At 45.4% G+C, this 18,893-nt stretch carries 16 protein-coding genes; 7 read left to right on the top strand and 9 right to left on the bottom strand.

Annotated elements, in window-relative coordinates; all coding sequences use genetic code 11:
• Positions 1 to 428 precede the first annotated feature (428 nt).
• Complete coding sequence (locus P2A85_RS15665; protein WP_340525708.1) at positions 429 to 728, bottom strand: hypothetical protein; 300 nt, start codon at positions 726 to 728, stop codon at positions 429 to 431.
• Between the two features lie 49 nt (positions 729 to 777).
• Positions 778 to 1,374 (bottom strand): DNA-3-methyladenine glycosylase, encoded by a 597-nt coding sequence (locus P2A85_RS15660; protein ID WP_377473616.1) that lies wholly within the window; start codon positions 1,372 to 1,374, stop codon positions 778 to 780.
• Positions 1,375 to 1,394: 20 nt separating this feature from the next.
• Here P2A85_RS15660 and P2A85_RS15655 point away from each other — a divergent pair, with 20 nt between their 5' ends.
• From P2A85_RS15655 to P2A85_RS15645, 3 genes are all read left to right on the top strand, one after another.
• The gene (locus P2A85_RS15655; protein WP_096830678.1) at positions 1,395 to 1,517 is read left to right on the top strand and encodes a hypothetical protein; all 123 of its coding nucleotides are present in this window, start codon (positions 1,395 to 1,397) and stop codon (positions 1,515 to 1,517) included.
• Positions 1,518 to 1,713: 196 nt separating this feature from the next.
• The gene (gene rlmD / locus P2A85_RS15650) at positions 1,714 to 3,123 is read left to right on the top strand and encodes a 23S rRNA (uracil(1939)-C(5))-methyltransferase RlmD (protein ID WP_377473614.1); all 1,410 of its coding nucleotides are present in this window, start codon (positions 1,714 to 1,716) and stop codon (positions 3,121 to 3,123) included.
• 31 nt (positions 3,124 to 3,154) lie between these two features.
• Positions 3,155 to 3,628 (top strand): hypothetical protein, encoded by a 474-nt coding sequence (locus P2A85_RS15645; protein ID WP_377473612.1) that lies wholly within the window; start codon positions 3,155 to 3,157, stop codon positions 3,626 to 3,628.
• A gap of 175 nt (positions 3,629 to 3,803) precedes the next feature.
• Here P2A85_RS15645 and P2A85_RS15640 read toward each other — a convergent pair whose 3' ends face one another.
• The 6 genes from P2A85_RS15640 to P2A85_RS15615 all read right to left on the bottom strand — a co-directional run bounded on the left by P2A85_RS15640 (position 3,804) and on the right by P2A85_RS15615 (position 13,935).
• Positions 3,804 to 4,511, bottom strand: coding sequence for a hypothetical protein (locus tag P2A85_RS15640; protein WP_377473610.1), 708 nt, complete (start codon positions 4,509 to 4,511; stop codon positions 3,804 to 3,806).
• A gap of 132 nt (positions 4,512 to 4,643) precedes the next feature.
• On the bottom strand, positions 4,644 to 5,009 hold the full coding sequence (locus P2A85_RS15635) for a hypothetical protein (protein ID WP_377473608.1): 366 nt from the start codon (positions 5,007 to 5,009) through the stop codon (positions 4,644 to 4,646).
• A gap of 153 nt (positions 5,010 to 5,162) precedes the next feature.
• Positions 5,163 to 5,525 (bottom strand): hypothetical protein, encoded by a 363-nt coding sequence (locus P2A85_RS15630; protein WP_377473606.1) that lies wholly within the window; start codon positions 5,523 to 5,525, stop codon positions 5,163 to 5,165.
• Between the two features lie 34 nt (positions 5,526 to 5,559).
• Positions 5,560 to 12,441, bottom strand: a complete 6,882-nt coding sequence (locus tag P2A85_RS15625) for a putative Ig domain-containing protein (protein ID WP_377481521.1) — start codon at positions 12,439 to 12,441, stop codon at positions 5,560 to 5,562.
• Between the two features lie 368 nt (positions 12,442 to 12,809).
• Entirely contained in the window at positions 12,810 to 13,034 is a 225-nt protein-coding gene (locus P2A85_RS15620) for a hypothetical protein (RefSeq protein WP_377473604.1), read from the bottom strand.
• Between the two features lie 31 nt (positions 13,035 to 13,065).
• A complete protein-coding gene (locus tag P2A85_RS15615) occupies positions 13,066 to 13,935 on the bottom strand; it encodes a transposase (protein WP_377473602.1) in 870 nt (289 codons plus the stop codon).
• 616 nt (positions 13,936 to 14,551) lie between these two features.
• Between P2A85_RS15615 and P2A85_RS15610 the strand changes: the two genes are divergently transcribed.
• Positions 14,552 to 14,698 (top strand): hypothetical protein, encoded by a 147-nt coding sequence (locus P2A85_RS15610; RefSeq protein WP_377473600.1) that lies wholly within the window; start codon positions 14,552 to 14,554, stop codon positions 14,696 to 14,698.
• A gap of 170 nt (positions 14,699 to 14,868) precedes the next feature.
• On the opposite strand, the gene P2A85_RS15605 is transcribed toward P2A85_RS15610, so the two are convergent.
• Positions 14,869 to 15,222: a winged helix-turn-helix transcriptional regulator gene (locus P2A85_RS15605; RefSeq protein WP_377473598.1), complete on the bottom strand. Its 354-nt coding sequence runs from the start codon at positions 15,220 to 15,222 to the stop codon at positions 14,869 to 14,871.
• Positions 15,223 to 15,430: 208 nt separating this feature from the next.
• On the opposite strand from P2A85_RS15605, the gene acsF reads away from it, so the two are divergent.
• From acsF to hemN, 3 genes are all read left to right on the top strand, one after another.
• Positions 15,431 to 16,507 (top strand): magnesium-protoporphyrin IX monomethyl ester (oxidative) cyclase, encoded by a 1,077-nt coding sequence (gene acsF, locus P2A85_RS15600; protein WP_377473594.1) that lies wholly within the window; start codon positions 15,431 to 15,433, stop codon positions 16,505 to 16,507.
• A 15-nt stretch (positions 16,508 to 16,522) separates the two neighbouring features.
• Positions 16,523 to 17,248: a heme oxygenase (biliverdin-producing) gene (locus P2A85_RS15595; RefSeq protein WP_377473592.1), complete on the top strand. Its 726-nt coding sequence runs from the start codon at positions 16,523 to 16,525 to the stop codon at positions 17,246 to 17,248.
• A gap of 219 nt (positions 17,249 to 17,467) precedes the next feature.
• On the top strand, positions 17,468 to 18,865 hold the full coding sequence (hemN, locus tag P2A85_RS15590; RefSeq protein WP_377473590.1) for an oxygen-independent coproporphyrinogen III oxidase: 1,398 nt from the start codon (positions 17,468 to 17,470) through the stop codon (positions 18,863 to 18,865).
• Positions 18,866 to 18,893 lie beyond the last annotated feature (28 nt).

Here is an 18,893-nt window from a genome sequence, read left to right as displayed (position 1 = left end):
TGGCTGCTGGCTGGGATTACAGTTTGGGGATATTATGTATGTTTAGCGGTGAAATCATCGGTGTGCGGTAGTGAAGCAGTTGCTATTGCTTATCTGATTTTTACCTTCACTTGGTTTGAGGGCGCTCAATACGCACATATTGCCTGGTGGACGATGAGTCTCGCCGCAGTTAAATCCGCTTGTTTTATATCAATTCAGGTACAACCGGAATGACTGTTGACTATTAAGAGGGCGGGCACGGGGGCACCGCCCCTACTGACTGTTGACGGGCGGGTCAAAAAACTGAATGGTTGAGTGTTAACTGTTGACTCGATTTTATTATTCCGATGCAACCGGAAACGATATTACTCGCTTTTTTCGTTTCCGGGCTGAGTCTGGGCAATTACTAATTACCCATTAGCAATTACCCATTCCCCATTCCCCAATTCCTACATTTCCTGCATCAACCGCAAATAATTTTGCCGCATCTGCGTCATATTTTCCATCATTTTATTAGCCATATCTTTCTCAACATCGCTCATTTGTTGCCAAAATAAAGCCGATCGCCTAGCTATAATCGCCTCTTGCCATAACATCTCCAAAAGTTGCGCCGCCATTGGGTTTTCAGCATCGATAATCCCACATAATTGCTCGAAGGCTCGGTTTGCTTCGGCGTGACTGCTAACATCCTGGGCTAGGGTTAGGCATTTCTTGAGTTGTACGATCGGATTTTCAGAAGAGTAAGCCATAATTTGATTGAGATAAGTGACAAAATTTACACTGACATCTTTGAGATTACTAGAATTTAGACACAGCCGGATAGTTCCCTATATACCAACGCCAAGGTAAATCAATTCCTTGAGAAATCCCGATGCGGGAAGTTTGCACGATATTAATCGTACCTGACTCGATCGCCTGCTGAAATTCCTCACTCCGGTGTTCTAGCCGCAGCCCTTCCCCCGTACCCAAAGCTAAACCATTCAAAGTTCGATCGATCTCAAGTACCTTACACAGTTTGCCAGGCCCAGAGGCGAGGCGCGATCGCACCTTTTCGGGGAGATGGGAGAATCTTTGGGGAACTGCATCTAGCTGTAAAGCTCTAATTAACACAGCGCTAGCAACTCCGTCTGCATCCGTCACGACATTCAAGCAATGATATATCCCATAAATCATGCCCGCAGGACCGAACATCGCCTCGTTGCGAGGAGTTCGGCGCGTGTAAGTGTGACAAGCGGGATCGAATGGCCCATAGGCTTCGGTTTCCACAATCATGGCCCGAATCGTCTCCCCGTCGGGCAACTTTCGCACCAGACTACAGCCAAGTAAATCTGGCGCTACCCTAGTAGATGGCCGTGCTAGCCAAAAAGACTCTACAATTTGAGTATTTCCACTCACTGAACCAAAGAAGGTAAATTATGGACGTTAAGTTAGTTTTAGCAGTCTTGACAGCCGTTTTCACCGTGTGCTGTTTATTCTTCGGCACAAAAAACGGCTTCTACGACAGCGACAAGTATCATGGTAACGGTTCTGCTCACTAATTTGAGGGGACTATTAGTTTCTTAAAAAAAAGCGCAACCTGACTGAAAGGTTGCGCTTTAATTATGGGAGATATTTATTATCAATTACGAATTACCAATTACCAATTACTCAAAAATCTTTTTTTTGCCTAAGTCCTATTTTGATGAGATAATAGATTTAAAATGCTTCAACCTTAAAGCATTCAGAACAATATTAATGAACCAATCTAAATTCCCCATACCCAAATCGAAATCGGTAAACCCTTGCCAGCAAGGTCAACTGATTGAAATAGAGATTACTGACTTGGCAGATACCGGCGACGGAGTTGGCCGTTTTGGTCAGCTTGTGGTGTTTGTGGCTGACACTGTTCCGGGCGATCGAGTTCTCGTCCGCCTCCTGCAAGTCAAATCCACCTATGCTACAGGTAAGCTGGACACGCTTCTGGAAGCATCGGAACACCGCATCCGACCCAACTGTATTGTCGCCGACAAGTGCGGTGGCTGTCAGTGGCAGCACGTAGATTATGATTATCAGCTTACAGCTAAACAAAATCAAGTCATTCAAGCTTTAGAACGCATTGGCGGCTTTAGCGATTTGCGAGTAGATGAAATTTTAGCCGGAAAAATAGATAATTTTCCTCAATTTTTGGGATACCGCAACAAAGTAACCTATCCTTTAGGCATATCTGTCACAGGTCAAGTTCAAGCGGGTTACTATCAAAAAAGCACTCACAAATTAGTTAATTTGAATCAGTGTCCAGTCCAAGACCCCAGGCTAAATCCTTTATTAAAAGACGTGAAAGAAGACATACACTGGCGAGATTGGCCTGTGTATGATGAAAAGCAGCATACAGGAGAATTGCGTCACTTATCTTTGCGAATTGGACGACGCACCGGCGAGATGCTACTAACTTTAATCGTTCGGACAGGAGATTTGCCCGGATTGGAAGCCCAAGCCTCTGATTGGTTGAAGCGCTATCCTGAACTGACTGGTGTTTGTTTGAATATCAATTCTGCCAAAACTAATGTGATTTTTGGTGCGGAAACTCGCTGTATTGCCGGTCGTGCTTATCTGCGAGAAGAGTTTGCTGGTTTGGAGTTTCAGTTAAGGGCGGATACTTTTTTTCAGGTGAATACAGAGGCGGCTGAGGGTTTGTTGCAGGCGATTGTAGCGGAATTGAATTTGCAGGGAAATGAGGTTTTGGTTGATGCTTATTGCGGGATTGGTACTTTTACCTTGCCGCTGGCGAAACAAGTGCAAAAAGCTGTAGGTTTGGAAGTGCAAGCTGAGGCGATCGCCCAAGCAGATTTAAATGCTGAATTAAATGGCTTGACAAATGTGACATTTAAGGTGGGAACTGTGGAAAAGTTACTGCCGGAGTTGGATGTTGTGCCGGATATTGTATTGTTAGATCCGCCGCGTAAGGGGTGCGATCGCGCGGTTTTAGAAACTATTAAGCAAATTAAACCGAGTCGGATTGTTTATATTAGCTGCAAGCCCGCTACTTTGGCTCGCGACTTGAAAATTTTGTGTGAAAATGGGGATTATAAATTGGTGCGGGTGCAGCCGGCTGATTTCTTTCCTCAGACTTCTCATGTGGAGTGTGCGGCTTTTTTAGTAGCTTAATTGGAGCGGGTTTATTTATCCTGTGAATGGGATGCAAATATTTAGGGTTCAAGAAAGCGATTGCGGTGGAGAATGTAAAACTTGCACTCCTTGCGAACCAATTACGGGTGAGGGAGTCAAAACGCGCTTTGGTCCAGACAGCGCTCTTTCGTGGGTTATTGTCAAAATCCCTTTTATTCCTAAAGAAAAAATAGCGGAAAGGAAGTGGAATGGATTTTGGGGCCGGATTGTGGAAGTTGGAGCGACTTTGAAAGTCGATATGGGTTCAGAGGTGGTGTCGCTCCTTCACTCAGATGTGGTGGCAATATGGAACCCAACGCCGAGTTTTTGCTCTAGGGCTGAGCGAATTCTCAGGCTGCAAAGCTTCGGCACGGTGTACGAGTTTGGGAAAATCGTCTTGAACAGGATGCAGAGAAAAGTGGTTTGGGATGCAGCAGCGCTAGCTTATCTGGATGCTGTGGAACAGGTGGAATTGGCGCGGCGGGCGATCGAACAGGCTTTATAATGAGGCTCTCGTTTACTGGCACTAAATTCGTAATTAGCGATCGGTTTCTTTAATTCCGAATTATTTTGCCATTAGCTTGTACCTTTAATTACGAATTATTCAGTCACCCCTCGTTCGGGCGATCGCACAACTAGAATTTGTTTGCGTCGTGCGAGCGCCCCCACAATCTTATCATTTACGCGGCAAACGGCAAATTTTCAACTTCTTTCCCCAAAAACCGTCGATCGACAATTTCCCTGTAAGCCTCTAAATCTGGCTGCCAATTTTCCAAAAGTTTGTACAAATGTTGCAGTTTCTCGCCTTCTAATTCCCCTGCAATCTCATACTGGAAGCTGCCGGAAAACAATACTGCGGGAGTCGGTTCGGCATCTTGCAGTTGCAGCATAGCTTCGGCAACGCTCAAGTTTAGTTCTCCCTGTTCCAAAGCGTACACTAAATTGACAGCAGCTTTGACGGGAGCTTTCCCAACATCAAACCACGTTCCTTTGGATAATAAACTGGAGGTGATGAACTCGCGAGCTGCATTTTCATCTCCCCCTTCAAAGGTGATGAAGCTTCTGGGATTGATGCTTAAAGCTTGATAGTCGGTGCGGGGTAAAGCTTCGACGTACTTGCGGATAATGGCAGGAATTTTTACGTCTTCTTGTGATTTTGTAGAGAGAGATTCGATGAAGGTGATGGCGTTCGATTGGGCGACGATATTGATGCCGTTGGTGAAGGCTATTTGAGAGATTTGGGGACTGAAAACTGGGGGGCGGGCGAGTTCCCAGTAGGCGGGGACGATGCCGCTGTATTTGAGGAAGTCCGAGTTGAGGAGCGTGGGGGAGTGGTTTTTGGCTGTTAGGGCTAAGGCTAATTCTTGGATGGTTACTTTCGGTGTCATGGTTGTTTGTAGAGCGAGATTTTGTTACATTTTATACTGTGTGGGTGGCTTTTGTATAGGGGGAAGGAAATGAGTTTGCGATCGATGTTAGGGTGTTGGTATTGAGCGAGGAGCGACCAATACATTGATTGATTAATCAATTAAATTCAATCTATCCTCGTAACCCCGCATTATCTCCTGCAATACTTTTCGGAATTCTTGAAATTCAGAATCATCATCGATCAAAAAAGTAATTTGAATCTCATCAAACCCTATAATAGGTGCCATTGGGACATTCAAATAAATCGTGAATTTTTCACGACTAAGAGCTATCAAATCAATTCCTCCATTTCCTCCCCAGCACTGGTCGTCCAGCTCGATATAAATATTTTCCCTGTTGGGAAGAGCCTCTTCTGTAGACGTTTCTTCTCGTGTCATTATAAAATAATGCCCATCCCCATCTAATTCAGAAAGACCAATATATAAATTGCTTTCAATGAACTCAAATTGACCAGCCACAAATTCAAGTTTAATTCAGATCCTCCACGTAGTGTTTGGTTGACAAAAACAATCTCAATGCAATTAACTATGTCTCGAACGATCGACTTCGCTCCACTCTTGCAGTGTAATGTGCCAGTTGGGGAGTGCGAAATGTGGGTTATATCTACGTCATTATTCAAGTTCAATCAATTCAGGTGGGTTCATTTTCGATGGGTCGCCAAAGTAGTAATCAAGGATAGCCTCTACAGCATCCATAATTGATGAAAAATTCATTTGAAAATCCCCGATACCGGGACCAGGAACAGATTCCCAAATTTGAAATGTCCACTTATCATTGTCAGAATAAAGAGATGCACTAGGCGCATCGAAAAGAATTTCCTCAGCTCCAAAATACTCTTCCCAATTTTTTCTACTGTTGCCGGATATTGAAGCCGGTTTAACAATAGTGTAGCCATCTGAATCAGGAATATTACAATTAGGCTCAACCAATAAACCAGCTTTTTTTAGCTTAGTAATTGCCTCAGTTTGTGACATAGTTAAATCTCCAGGTATCGCTCGCTCAATTTTTTTAATTGGTTAAAATGGCTAGTCCCTTGAATCGTTTACTGATGAACCGCTGACTAAACTCCTCTACAGGAGTGAAATACTGTCGCCCTCCGGCAGGATCTCTAATGGCAACAACTTCTTTTCCTTGGCGTGTAGTAATACCATCAACAATAACGAAATGAGGTCTAGGATCTCCATTAAGCTGTTCTAAGTCTACCAAGACAATTGCTGGATGCCCTTGAGAAGTTGCCCGTTTCAGATCATCTATGGATTGCCCTCGTACAGAACGCGCTACTGTAACACCGTTTCGTCGTAGTGCCATAGATAAATCATTGGGAGTTGCGCCATTATTTAATGGAACTTTAGTCTGAATTACAAGCTTATTAAGATCGTATTGTAGTCCAAGAGTGTCAAGAATCATAGCACAAGAAGTGGGTCCACAAGCTACATGACCATAATCGACCACATCAGCTTGATTCAGAAGTAACCTATTGCCAAAGCGAGGAAGGCTGCTACTTCGAGGATTACCAGGTTCTAAAGCCCTACCGGGAATATCATCTAGTACTTTACTAGGCACTCCAGCAAGTAGTGGCAAAAAAGCTAAAGCATCCCACCAAGTGGCTCGACCTTCCATTCCATTTATGGTACTTTGAGCCATTCCAATTCCAGCACCAAATAAGTCGTAGCCCAGAGCAGCTCTAGCCCACCAAGGAGCAGAACGAAACTCACCAAATGTAGCGCTATTGGCTCCCATCCACATACTGGCAACTGCTCCACCGAGCCGACCCAGATTAAAGAAAATTCCTTGATGATTTTTAGTCGCTGTATCTCCGTATATTAATCGCCGAGCTTCTGTACTAATTCCAAATGTTATGGCATCAGCTAAACCAGCAAAAAACTGATCGTACTTAGCAACCGCATCCCAAACGCTTCCTCCTCCAGCCACAGTCCCCACAGCACTCACAGTCGTATAACTCAACCCAGCCAACACAGAATACCCCGCCATAGTTCCCAGCAACTCCCCAATAGAGAAATACCCACTAGGATCGGTATTAACAACCGGATTAGCATGAGCATACTGATAATCATGCAAACTCATCGGGTCATCCAGCGTCCCCTCATAAGCATCAGCCGAAACAAACCTCCCCACCAACGGGTCATAATACCGCGCCCGCAAATAATCCAAACCAGTCTCCCCATCCCGCTGTTCCCCAGCAAACAAATAAGCATTATTAGAACCCCCAGCGGAAACAATCAAATTCCCAAACGCATCATAAGAATAACTATCAGTAACCGCCCCCAAACCATTCGTCAAAACCCTCGTACTACCCAACCCATCAACGTGATAAAACGACGGCTGATTCCCCTGCAACTTACCAATCAAATCATACCCATAAACATAAGAACCCTTAGCATTCCCAAGAGCATCATACTCCTCCAAAACCTGAGCATAAGGCTGCAACTCATCAATCAAATACCGAGTCTCCACCCCATCAACAACCTTACCAACCCTCACCCCCTGAGCATTATATTGATACCCAAGATTCCGAGTAACACCACCCTCATTAACCGTCACCCCCATCAACCGATTCTCGCCATCATTCGCCCACAGATAAACAGTAGAATTGCTTCCAGTCACCTCCGAAATCAAATTCCCATTACTATCGTAAGAATAAATAGTAGCAACACCATTAGTTGTAGACGTAGATAGCTGATTCAAATTGTTGTAAGTATAAGTAGTTACCCCACTCACAGAATCAGTCTTAGTCAACCGATTCCCCACAGCATCGTAAGTGTAACTAACAACCCGATTGTTCCCACTAGGATCATTAGTAATCTTCTCCTCCAACAACCGATTCAAATCATCATACTTGTACTCAACCTTACGACCGCTACTTTCCAATACCTCCCTGCGATTACCAACAGCATCTACTGCATAATCGTAACTAGAAACAACCTGCAACTCCAGCTTAGTAACCGGGTCAACCTTAACAGTCTTCACCAAATCCAAACGACCCAAACTATCGTAGATGCGAGTCTCAACTAAATTGTTCGGATACGAAGTTTTCCAGAGATTCCCCAGAGAATCGTAATCATACGTCACCGTCCCCAGATCCGGCGTACTAACCGTCTTCAAACGCCCCTCTGAATCATAGGTGTAGCTAGTCGTGCGAGTCGGAGTCTTAACCTCACTAACTTGCCCGGAATCATACTTATATTCAATCGAATTACCGCTAGCAAGATAAGGACCAACCGGGTCTTTACGAGAAATTATCTGCCCCAAACTGTCATACTTATAAACAGTTGCACCCCGACTGTCAGTAATAGTTTCTTCCAACCCATTTGTAGCGTAAGTAACGCTAACAGTTGCACCGCTGACATTCTGATACTGCTTAGCAACAACTTGGTTTTGGTCGTTGTAAGTATACTTAACCGTCTTGTTATTGAAATCCGTAATCGTGACAGTGTTAGCAACATCATCGTAAACAAAAGTAGAACGCTTGCTATCCGGTCGAATTACAGCCTTGCGGCGACCCTTATTATCGTATTCGTAAGTCGTTACCTGACCCAAAGCATCCTTAACACTTGTCAAATTGCCCGCACTGTCGTAACCGTATTCAGTACGCTTTTGCAAAGCATCGACAACAGCCTTGAGTTGTCCGTTAGCATCGTATTCAAACTTAGTAGTTTTGCCATTCGGGTCAGTCGTTGCTGTTACCTGACCTTTACTATCATAAGTAGTAGTAGTCGAAGTTCCCCCAGCAAAAACAGTTTCAGTCTTGCGATTTCCAACTGCATCGTAAGTATAGGTGATGTAATTGGTAGCATCAAAACGAGTGAGACTGACGCGACCTGCTGCATCGTATTCGTACTCGGTACGGTTCCCCGAAACATCGATTTCTGCTTTGACTTCTCCAGTTTTGTAGTATTCAGTTTTGGTTCGAGAATTGCTGGCTAAATAAGCAGGCGTACTGTCGGGATAAACGATATTTGTCCAGTCAACAGATTGAGGAGTTTGACCCGGAGAAATAGCGTTCAGCAATGACTGTACTTGATTGGCGTCCTCGGTGGGATAAATAGTTTCAGTCAGTTGTCCCGCGTCGTCGTATTTGTAGTGGGTAACTCGCCCGTTACCGTCGATAGTAGCCCTTTGACGGCCGCCGGAATCGTAAACAGTAATGCTTCGGGAATTGTCAGAATTGTTAGGAGTATCGTCGGGATAAATGGTTTCGACTAATTTACCTTGAGAGTTGTATCGGTACTCGGTACGGCGATTTCCATCAATGCTGGCGCTTTGGCGGCCATTGCTGTCGTATTCGTAAGTTGTAGTGCGCCCAGATTGGGTAATTGACTTAATTTTCCCTTCATTGTTGTAAGTCCATTCTGTTACTAATTCTTTCTCACCAGTGGGAGTTGCTACTTTCATTGTTTCCCGCAGCATATTCCCGTTGCTGTCGTAGGTGTAGGTAGCTTTGTTACCGGATGCGTCTTCTAAGTTAGTTACGTTACCTCCACCATCGTACTGAAAGCGGGTGATGTTATTAGCAGCATCGGTGAGGCTTAGAATATTTCCCCTCATATCATAACTATACTTAGTAACATTCCCCGTCGCATCCTTAGTCGTCAGCAAATTCCCACTAGGAGAATAGGTATAACTCGCAGTATTTCCCAACGCATCAGTCTCAGTCAAAACCTGACCCCGACTGTTATAAGTCCACCGCGAAACATTCCCTAACGGGTCTTTTTCAGTTAATTTATTCCCCTTCGCATCGTAAGTCCACTCAATAGTTGCCCTCGCTTCAACCGGATTGCCAGCAGCATTTAATTCGCTAGTAATTACAGTCTCAGTCAAAACGTTATTGTCGGCATCGTAAGTCCTGTCAACCCTCTTACCCAACGGGTCAATCTCAGTTAAAACATTCCCCCGACTGTCGTAAACGTAAGTAGTCTCCTTACCAAAAACATCCTTAACTTTCTGAATCGAATTATTCGGATCGTAAACCAACTCAACCGCCGCACCGTTCGCATCCACCATCTGCTTCAAACGGCCGGATTCATCGTACTCAGTCTTAACTCCACTCCGTCCCAACGAGTCGATAACCTCAGTTAAAAAGTGCGGTCTGTCCTCATCTTCGTACTCAAATCGAGTTGCATTATTTTCCCTATCCTTAACCCCAACCAAATCCCCTTTCGCATCGTATTCGTACTTAACCTTCTTGCCATCCGGGTCAACAACACCGACAATCCTCCCAGCAGCATCCCTCTCAAATGTCACCGACTTACCCGTACTGCTAGCAATCCCCGCATCGCTAAAAGATAGCTTATTCCCATTAGCATCAGTAGCAGTCAGCAAATCCCCAGTTTTAGCATCAATCTCATAAATAAGTCCTTCCTGCGTCGTCAATACATAAACACCACCAAAAGCAGGATTTTCGGGATTGAAGGGCTGTCCGTTCACCCCATAATACCCATTCTCATTCCGTATCAAATTCGCATCCTTAACCGTCAGAGTCATCGTCGAACCTTTCTGAGACTCAAAAGCCGGCTTGTACATCGCAGCCCCTGGCCCAGCAGCCCCTAAATACTGATTCAGATGATGCGATTGCGGCTTAAACGTAAACGTCTCCCGCTTACCACCAGGTAACGTCACAAACACCTTCGTTCCCGATTGAAAAGGAACCGTATTAATCCCTAACTCCTCGTTGGAAGTCGGGTCAGCTTTTAGCGAAGTCTTCAAATCAGTATCCCGGAACTCCATCCGCCAGCCGTAACCGAAATCATCGCTATTGTTGGCATTCAAAGAATCGTAAGTCCGAGTCACGTTAATCGGAATACCCGCCACCGGAACCGTCAAATCAGTAAACGACAACCGGAAGTTGCCCAACTTCAAATCACCCGCAACATTCACCGTCCTTTCAGTAGTCGAACCGTTACCGTTAGCATCGAATGCAGTGAACTTGAGAACGTAAGCGCCGTTAGCCAAAACAGTCGGGTCAAATGTCGCAATCGTTCCGTTGCTGACAGCAGCAGTTCCCCGATAAACCTCCTTAAATCCTCCGCCATCGCCCGGAAGTTGCCCGCCACCAACCGGGGCAACTTCCAATGTATAGTAAGCTAAATTGCTGTCACTAATTGTACCAGTTATATTGACAGGCGCGGTGATTTCTGCATCATCTTCTAAACTGATGTTGATAACAGGTGCGTTGACATCGCTAGTATCAATTGCAGCCACAGCTTGAGTCGCATTCCCCACATTTCCAGCCGCATCTTTAGCTGTTGCAACTGCTGTGAAATTGCCGAAATTATTTACCTTGACATTTGCTTGACCTTGTGCATCCAAAACAACAGGAGTGCCGTTAATAGTTAAGCCCAAAGATTCAACTTTCACGTTATCGACAGCATTCACAGTAAACGTAACATAATCCCCAACATCGACGGTATTGTTGCTAGCAATTAAACTCACTTTCGGCGCGACAGTATCGGCGACAACGCTTAAATTGTAAGAAACAGTAACGCTTTCTCCAAAAGTATCGGTTACCTTAACCTCAACCGGATGATTGCCGATATTATCCGCATTCGGTTTCCAACTAATCCGCCCGAATTCATCAACAGTCATGCCACTAGGAGATTGAATCAAAGCAAAAGTCAACAAATCTCCATTGCTATCAGTCGCCTTCAAATCGTAGCGATAACTGGCACCGGGCGAAACAGATTGAATCGGAATAGTTGGCACAACCGCTGCTGAATTAGCCCGAGAAATTAACTCAAAACCTTGGGCTGCACCCGTACCCGAATTGTCAACAGCCCCGACTACCACTTGATGATTTCCAGCAACAGGATTGTTCCAAGTAATCGCACCAGTAGCTGAATTGATTGTCATCCCAGTAGGAGATTGCAATAACTGGTATTGCGAGATAGTACCATCAGCATCAGTTGCTTGTACCTTATAGCTGTAAGCCCGTCCTGGTGAGGCTGTGAATGCAGGTGTGGAAGTGATTGTTGGGGGAAGATTGATAGCAGTAGTTCCCGCAGTGACAGCAAAAGTTTGAGTAGCAACTGCCCCTTGTTTATCAGTCACGGCAACTTCCACAGAATGCTGTCCGATTTGAGTAGAATTCGGAGTCCATTGAATCCTGCCGTTGCTGTCAATTGCCATGCCGACGGGATAGCTGACTAAACTGAAAGTCAGCGGGTCATTTTCCAAATCAGATGCCGCAACTGCATAAGTATAAACTTGCCCTGTTGCTGATGAAGTTGGAGGATTAGAAACAATAGTAGGTGGCGTATTTATTCCCCTGACAGTCAGACTGAATTCTTGGACTGCATAACCACCGTTGCCGTCAATTGTTCTTACAGAGATGGTATGTTCGCCTATTTGTTCTGCGTTAGGCTGCCAGCGTAAAGAACCAGATTGGGGGTCAACAATCATCCCGGATGGTGCTTTGTCCAAACTCCACAGCAACCTGTCTCCATCTGCATCGCTACCGGTTAAATTGTATTGATAAAGCCGCGAGATATTCGTAACTTGTTCTGCGGGAGTAGAATCGATACTCGGCAAGCGATTGCTGGCAATATTATCGGCAATTAGATTGAATGTTTGAGTGGCAATTCCTCCCAAACCGTCGCTAACTCTGACGGTTATTGGATAGGTTCCCTGCTGCGAGACTCCGGGTGTCCAACTAATCAATCCTTCGGAGAATGTCATGCCGGCGGGTGTCGTAGCTGGCGTTGCGAATGCCATGCCGTCGGGCGAATTTAATAGGGTATATGTTAAGGGATTGCCGTCGGGGTCTTTGGCTTCTACTTGATAGAAATATGTCTTGCCCAAACGGGTATTTGTGCGGGGAGTTGAGGTGATGGATGGCGCTCGATTGGGGGCGGCTGGGCTGACGGTTAATTCGATTCTTTGGAATTGGAGTTTAGACTAAGCACAAATTTACTCAGCTAACGCTGAGTGAAAATTGTGGCGAATTTAGAGAGAGCTGACCAGGTTAACTAATCGATTTTGACGAGTTTTGGAACCTACCTTTACCCTTTTTGACCACAGGATAGCGACATCTTCGAGTGCGCGGTTTTCCTGTTTGCCATCCATCGGAATTTCCTCGTCGTTTGGGAGCAACAGTCGGACTTCCAATCCTGATTAAAAGTGGAAGCATTGATTGTACAACCCTGACCGGGGTCAATTCAGTCAGAGACTTTTGCCAGGGGAGACGAATTTCTGTGACAACATCTTTAGCTAACCATAATTGCCAAGTTAGCAAAGGCATCAAATCACTCCATCGTTCGCACTGTTCCCTTGGTACTTAGCTTCGGCACAGTCCAATGTAAGGTTTGTTTGGCTAACCGATACCAATGTTCGAGAGCAAAACGGCGCAGATACAATTGCCAAATTTCAGCTAGAGATGGCATTTGGAGACCAACCCACACTAACCACAAAGGTTGACTATTTAACCGACCCGTTACAGTTTCCAAACGTTCGACTAAAATCAGAGTCATTGGATGTTTGGGACTCCCCCTAAAATGCAAGTCATTCCATTTTCACGGGCCGAATTTTTCCCAGTTTGGGTTCAACAGATTCCAGAGTTTGTTCTGGTTCCCACCAGCTTTGAGAGTCGTTAAGCTTAAATTGTTGACCGTGAATTTTGGGCCGTCCTTTACCACTATAGGCTGGGGGTGCTGACCATAGGCAACGATTGGAACGAATACGCATTAGTTTATCATCCGCGCTCGCAGCGGTGGCTTTAACCAAAGGAGCGCACCCATACTCACTATCAAATAGGGCGATCGGTCTATGCTGAAGATATTCACAGACTTGTGCCAATTGTTGAGCGCCTTTACCGATTGGGTTGTCCCAACTGGTGATACGTTCGTGTCTTAACGGCAGCGCCCAACTGCCACTACTTTCAGGTATCAGTGCGATCGTACTATATCCTTGACCGATACCAACAGGTATACCGTGAGGTAAAGCCGTGGGCTGATGTTCGTAGGTACGCTCTTTGAGGGTACGTGCATGGGGTCTTAACCATGCTGTATGATCGATCGCTAATACTGGACGTTCGACTTGTGACATCTGTTGGATATATAGTTGCATCAATTGGTCTCGGTCTGGTCTACAATCTTGCAGCGCTTCATAGACACTCGACCACTGACGCCGAAATAAAGGATTGAGGGCTAAATCTCCTAAACACGAGACGTGGCGGGTTGTCATTACCGCGTCTGCTAGTTCAAATGTGGCATCTTTGGCGTTGCCGAGGCATTCATAAGCTAGTTGACGAAATTCCTGTAATTGTTCTAACTTCATTGCAGGTAGATTTGAGATTTTTAGCTGAATACTCAATTTTCTACCCTGATGCTGTCTGTTGAAACTATCGCAGGCAGTTTTTTTTTGAGAAAGCATCCGCCACCTCAAAGAGAACGTCAATGGTCGCTGGTACCGCTCTTATGGTTGAGCCTCATAGCCGATCGCCAGCGACCATTGCCGTTCTTGATAAACGTGAGCTAGTCTCAGTGCGATCGCACTTTTTGACCTGTTTAGTCTAAACTCCAATAGACACTGCCACGACATTATTCACGCCAAATGGGAACCTTTCATAGTGGGAGATGAGAAGTGATGAATCTTATTTCTAGCCCCCTAACTCTTAATGGGAAAGAGGTACGCATGACAAGCGCCAAACAGTCGAGGAGCCGGATGACGGGAAACTATCACGTCCGGTTTTGCATGGGAGTTCGGGGTAGTGATACCCCGTTCGACCCTAACAAATAGAGTTAATAATTTAGCAGATGGAGTAGAAGATTTGAAATCCAATGATCAGCGACTTGAGTCGGATTTTTCTGCTTTCTTCCCAGATTTGATGAATTACGCGAAAACTTATCAGTTTCAATTTCTTAAAACAATTATTTAAGATTTTTTTCATACAAGTTACACCATACTCAAATTTATAACTTCATTGTATGAGGCGAGACTTCACTTAACTCCTGACCCTGTAGTTTCAGAGTACGGGGTTCGCGCCGAGTTGGGAATTCACTTTGATGCAGGTCAACCCGGTAGTGCAGGGTGTGTGGTTTTGAAAAACTGCGAAGGTTGGTGTCGTTTTTGCGATCGCATCGCGTCGATCGCTGATACTGGTGTGAAGAGTTTGCCGCTAACCGTAAGGTATTAATTGGGGAGGCTGGAATCCCACACTTAGCCTTTTTTCCAGCCTTGTACAATTTATCATTACTGGGGATTCAACTTAACTCTTGAGCGATTTTTGTTGAGGAGATCGTTATACTATCAATTGAGCGACTGATGAAAGAAGCTTTATCTTTTGAAAGGGCGATCGCGATTTTGTTAATCAGTTTCTAATAGCGGACAACCACACTTCTCCTGTCCCAGCCACTGCGATCCTACTTGATGCAGGGCCACCATCACCGGTTGAATTTGGCGACCTTTGGGCGTGAGAGAATATTCTACACGAGGGGGAATTTCGGCATAGACACGGCGATCGACTAACCCTTGAGCTTCCAACTCTCGTAGGCGTTGAGTCAGGGTTTTCGTGCTGATTCCCGGAAGCGCCGCGAGTAATTCGTGAGTACGCCGATCGCCTCCAAACAGTTCGCGTAACACCAAAATTGACCATTTATTGTCCAACAAATCTAGCACAAATTGAATTGGACATTTCACCTCCACGCACTGCTCTAGCATAAATTCTCTTCATCTAGGTGTAAAGTTTTTTAAATTTGTCGGCACTATAATTTCAAGATTTCTTTAGAAATGGCTCTAGCCTCCTATGGGCTTCTATGCTTTACTCCTGGTAACTATAGGATAGCACTGGTAACTGACTTGTGGGCGATCGCAGATTCAGGCAAAGTGATACACAGTCATCAACCCCGCACAATCCACTTTTTACTCTATGGTCAGTTCAACTACTAAATCCGAGTCGGCTGGTCTGCCCTCCGGCATTAAAGCACCCGTTCAAGAAACCCTATTAACACCCCGATTTTACACCACCAATTTTGATATCGTAGCTGAGATGGATTTGTCTGGGCAGCAGGCGGAATTAGAAGCAGTTGTAGCAGAATTGCGCGCCGACTATAACCGCCACCATTTTGTCCGCAATCAGGAGTTCGATCGATGCTGGGACAACATTGATGGCGAAACACGACGGTCATTTATTGACTTTCTAGAGCGCTCCTGTACCTCGGAGTTTTCTGGTTTTCTGTTGTTCAAAGAACTCTCCCGCAAACTCAAGAATCGCCAACCATTGTTATCGGAAGCCTTTAACCTACTCGCACGGGATGAAGCCCGTCATGCTGGTTTCTTGAATAAGGCAATGGCGGATTTTGGGTTGTCTCTGGACCTGGGCTATTTAACAAAAAATCGTACTTACACATTCTTCCCTCCCGAATGGGTGATCTATACTGTTTATCTCTCAGAAAAGATTGGCTACTGGCGCTATATTTTGGTGTATCGCCATCTCGAACAACATCCAGAACATCAAATTTATCCCCTGTTTCGCTACTTCGAGAATTGGTGCCAAGATGAAAATCGGCATGGTGATTTTTTTAAAGCATTGCTGCGATCGCAGCCCCAACTCTGGAATAGCTGGAAGGCAAGATTATGGGCGCGCTTTTTCTTACTGACGGTGTTTGCTACCCACACTATGACGGTGTTGGAACGCTCTACATTTTATGATTCGATCGCCCTCGACCCCCAGGAATATAATAAGCAGGTGATTCATCACACTAATGAAACGGCAAAACGGGCGTTTCCGAGTGTTTTAGATACTGACCATCCAGAATTCTTTCCTCGTTTGGAGCAATGCGCGATCGCCAATCAAAAGTTGGCGGAAATCTCTAGCAACCAGCGCCATCCAGCCATCCAATTTTGTCAGAAACTACCCTGGATTGCTAGGATCGCGTGGCAGTTATTGCGACTTTATTTACTGCCATCGATTAATGCTGAAGCCTCTAGAACGGCGATTAATTAATTAGGAGATATTGCCATGACTAATCTATCAACACGCCTCCGAGAAGGCACGATGCAATCCCACACTACAGCCGAAAATACGGCATTTATGAAATGCTTTATGAAAGGCATTGTGGAACGGGAACCCTTGCGCAAACTATTTGCGGATTTGTATTTTGTTTATAACACCCTAGAAACGGCTTTGCAGAGTCATGTCAACCACCAGATTATCGGTAGCCTCTATTTCCCAGAGTTAAATAGAACTGAGAATCTTGCCCGCGATCTAGCATTTTATTACGGTGAAAATTGGCGGGAGCAAATTACGGCTTCGCCAGCAGGTTGCGTGTATCGCGATCGCATTCAAACCCTCTCAAAAACTGCTCCCGTCCTGCTGATTGCCCATGCCTACACTCGCTACATGGGTGATTTATCCGGCGGACAAAGCTTGAAAAACGTGATTCGCTCGGCCTTGTCTCTGGCATCAAATCAAGGCACTGAGTTCTATGAATTTGACCAAATCTCGACACCGTTCGCAAGGCGGGTATTTAAGGAACGCTATCGCCAAACCCTGGATGGGTTTCCAGTGGATGCTGACACGATCGAACGAATTGTCGCAGAAGCAAATGTGGCATTTACCCTCAACCAAGATGTGATGCACGAACTAGAAGCTGATGTGAAAGCTGCGATCGGAGAGCATACCTTTGATTTGCTGACTCGGCAAGATCGTCCCGGCAGTACACAACGGCACTCTCTGGCGGGGTGAACGAGAATCTGTCGCGAAATAGAGCTCCCAACCAAAACACGAGCGATCGTATCTTTACAGCAATACGGTTCAGTTAAGTCCGATCCCCCCTAGCCCCCCTTAAAAAGGGGGGGACAAGAACTTGACTCAAAGTCCCCCTTTTTAAGGGGGATTTAGGGGGATCTCCGGGTTTGATGCAAAGTTTGAAAACACGCCCTAACACCTAACACCTACAGTTCCATGAAACAGTTATCACAAACGGTTGAATTTGATGCTGCATTGTTGAATAAATACAATCAGCCTTTACCTCGCTATACCAGCTATCCACCTGCTACGGAATTAAGCACTGAATTCAATCGCAACGCATTTCAAACCGCGATCGCCGTCGGCAACCACAAACAAACCCCCTTATCGCTTTACTGTCACATCCCGTTTTGTGAAACGCCTTGTTATTTCTGTGGCTGCAATACCATCATCACCCAGCGCAAGGAGGTAGCAAAACCCTATTTAGGCTATCTCGCTCGCCAAATTCACCAAGTTGCCAGTTTGGTGGATGGCAATCGGCTGGTGCATCAGTTGCACTGGGGTGGTGGCACTCCCAATTATCTCGATCGCACTCAAGTAGAGTTTCTCTGGAATCAGTTCAATCAATATTTTCGGTTCGATGACGCGACAGAAATATCGATCGAAATTAATCCTAGCTATATCGATCGCGAATATATTCTATTTCTGCGACAATTAGGCTTCAATCGGATTAGCTTTGGCATTCAAGACTTTAATCCCACCGTGCAGGAAGCGATCAATCGGGTGCAGCCCGAAGCGATGTTGTTTGATGTGATGGATTGGATTCGGGAAGCCGGGTTTGAAAGTGTGAATGTGGATTTGATTTACGGCTTACCTTTCCAGACAGAAGCAACATTCCAGGAAACGGTACAGAAGACTTTGCAATTAAATCCCGATCGCATTGCCGTCTTTAATTTTGCCTATGTTCCCTGGATTAAACCGGTTCAGAAACTCATGCCGGAATCTGCTTTGCCGGATGCGGCCGAAAAGCTGGAGATTCTGCAAAACACGATCGCCCAACTGACGCAAAATGGCTATGTGTTTATTGGCATGGATCACTTTGCTAAGCCGAATGATGAACTGGCGATCGCGCAACAAGCTGGGCAACTCCATCGGAATTTTCAGGGTTATACAACCAAGCCGGAATCGGATCTGTTGGGCTTTGGCATGACTTCGATCAGTATGTTGCAGGATGTGTATACCCAAAACCACAAGGGATTGAAAGATTTTTATCGGGCGATCGATGCAGGTGAATTGCCGATCGAAAAAGGTGTTCGACTCAATCAGGACGATCTGATTCGGCGCACAGTCATCATGGAATTGATGTGTCAATTCCAACTGTCGGTGCCGGATTTGGAAGAAAAATATCATCTCGGCTTCGATCGCGATTTCAATGACTATTTCGCCCAGGTTTTGCCACAACTTGATGCCTTAGAAGCCGATGGGTTAATCAAACGTTGGGGCGATGGCATTGAAGTAACTGCGATCGGGCGATTGCTAATTCGCAACATTGCCTCCGTATTTGATACCTATCTCATTCCCGAATCTAGCAAATGGTTTTCCAAATCCGTGTGAATGCTTTTAACACTAATAAAACAAGGAA

This window comes from Microcoleus anatoxicus, assembly GCF_042465725.1.
Classification (GTDB): domain Bacteria; phylum Cyanobacteriota; class Cyanobacteriia; order Cyanobacteriales; family Microcoleaceae; genus Microcoleus; species Microcoleus anatoxicus.
The sequence above is the reverse complement of the archived record's forward strand: the minus strand, read 5'-3'. Positions and strand labels throughout refer to the sequence as shown.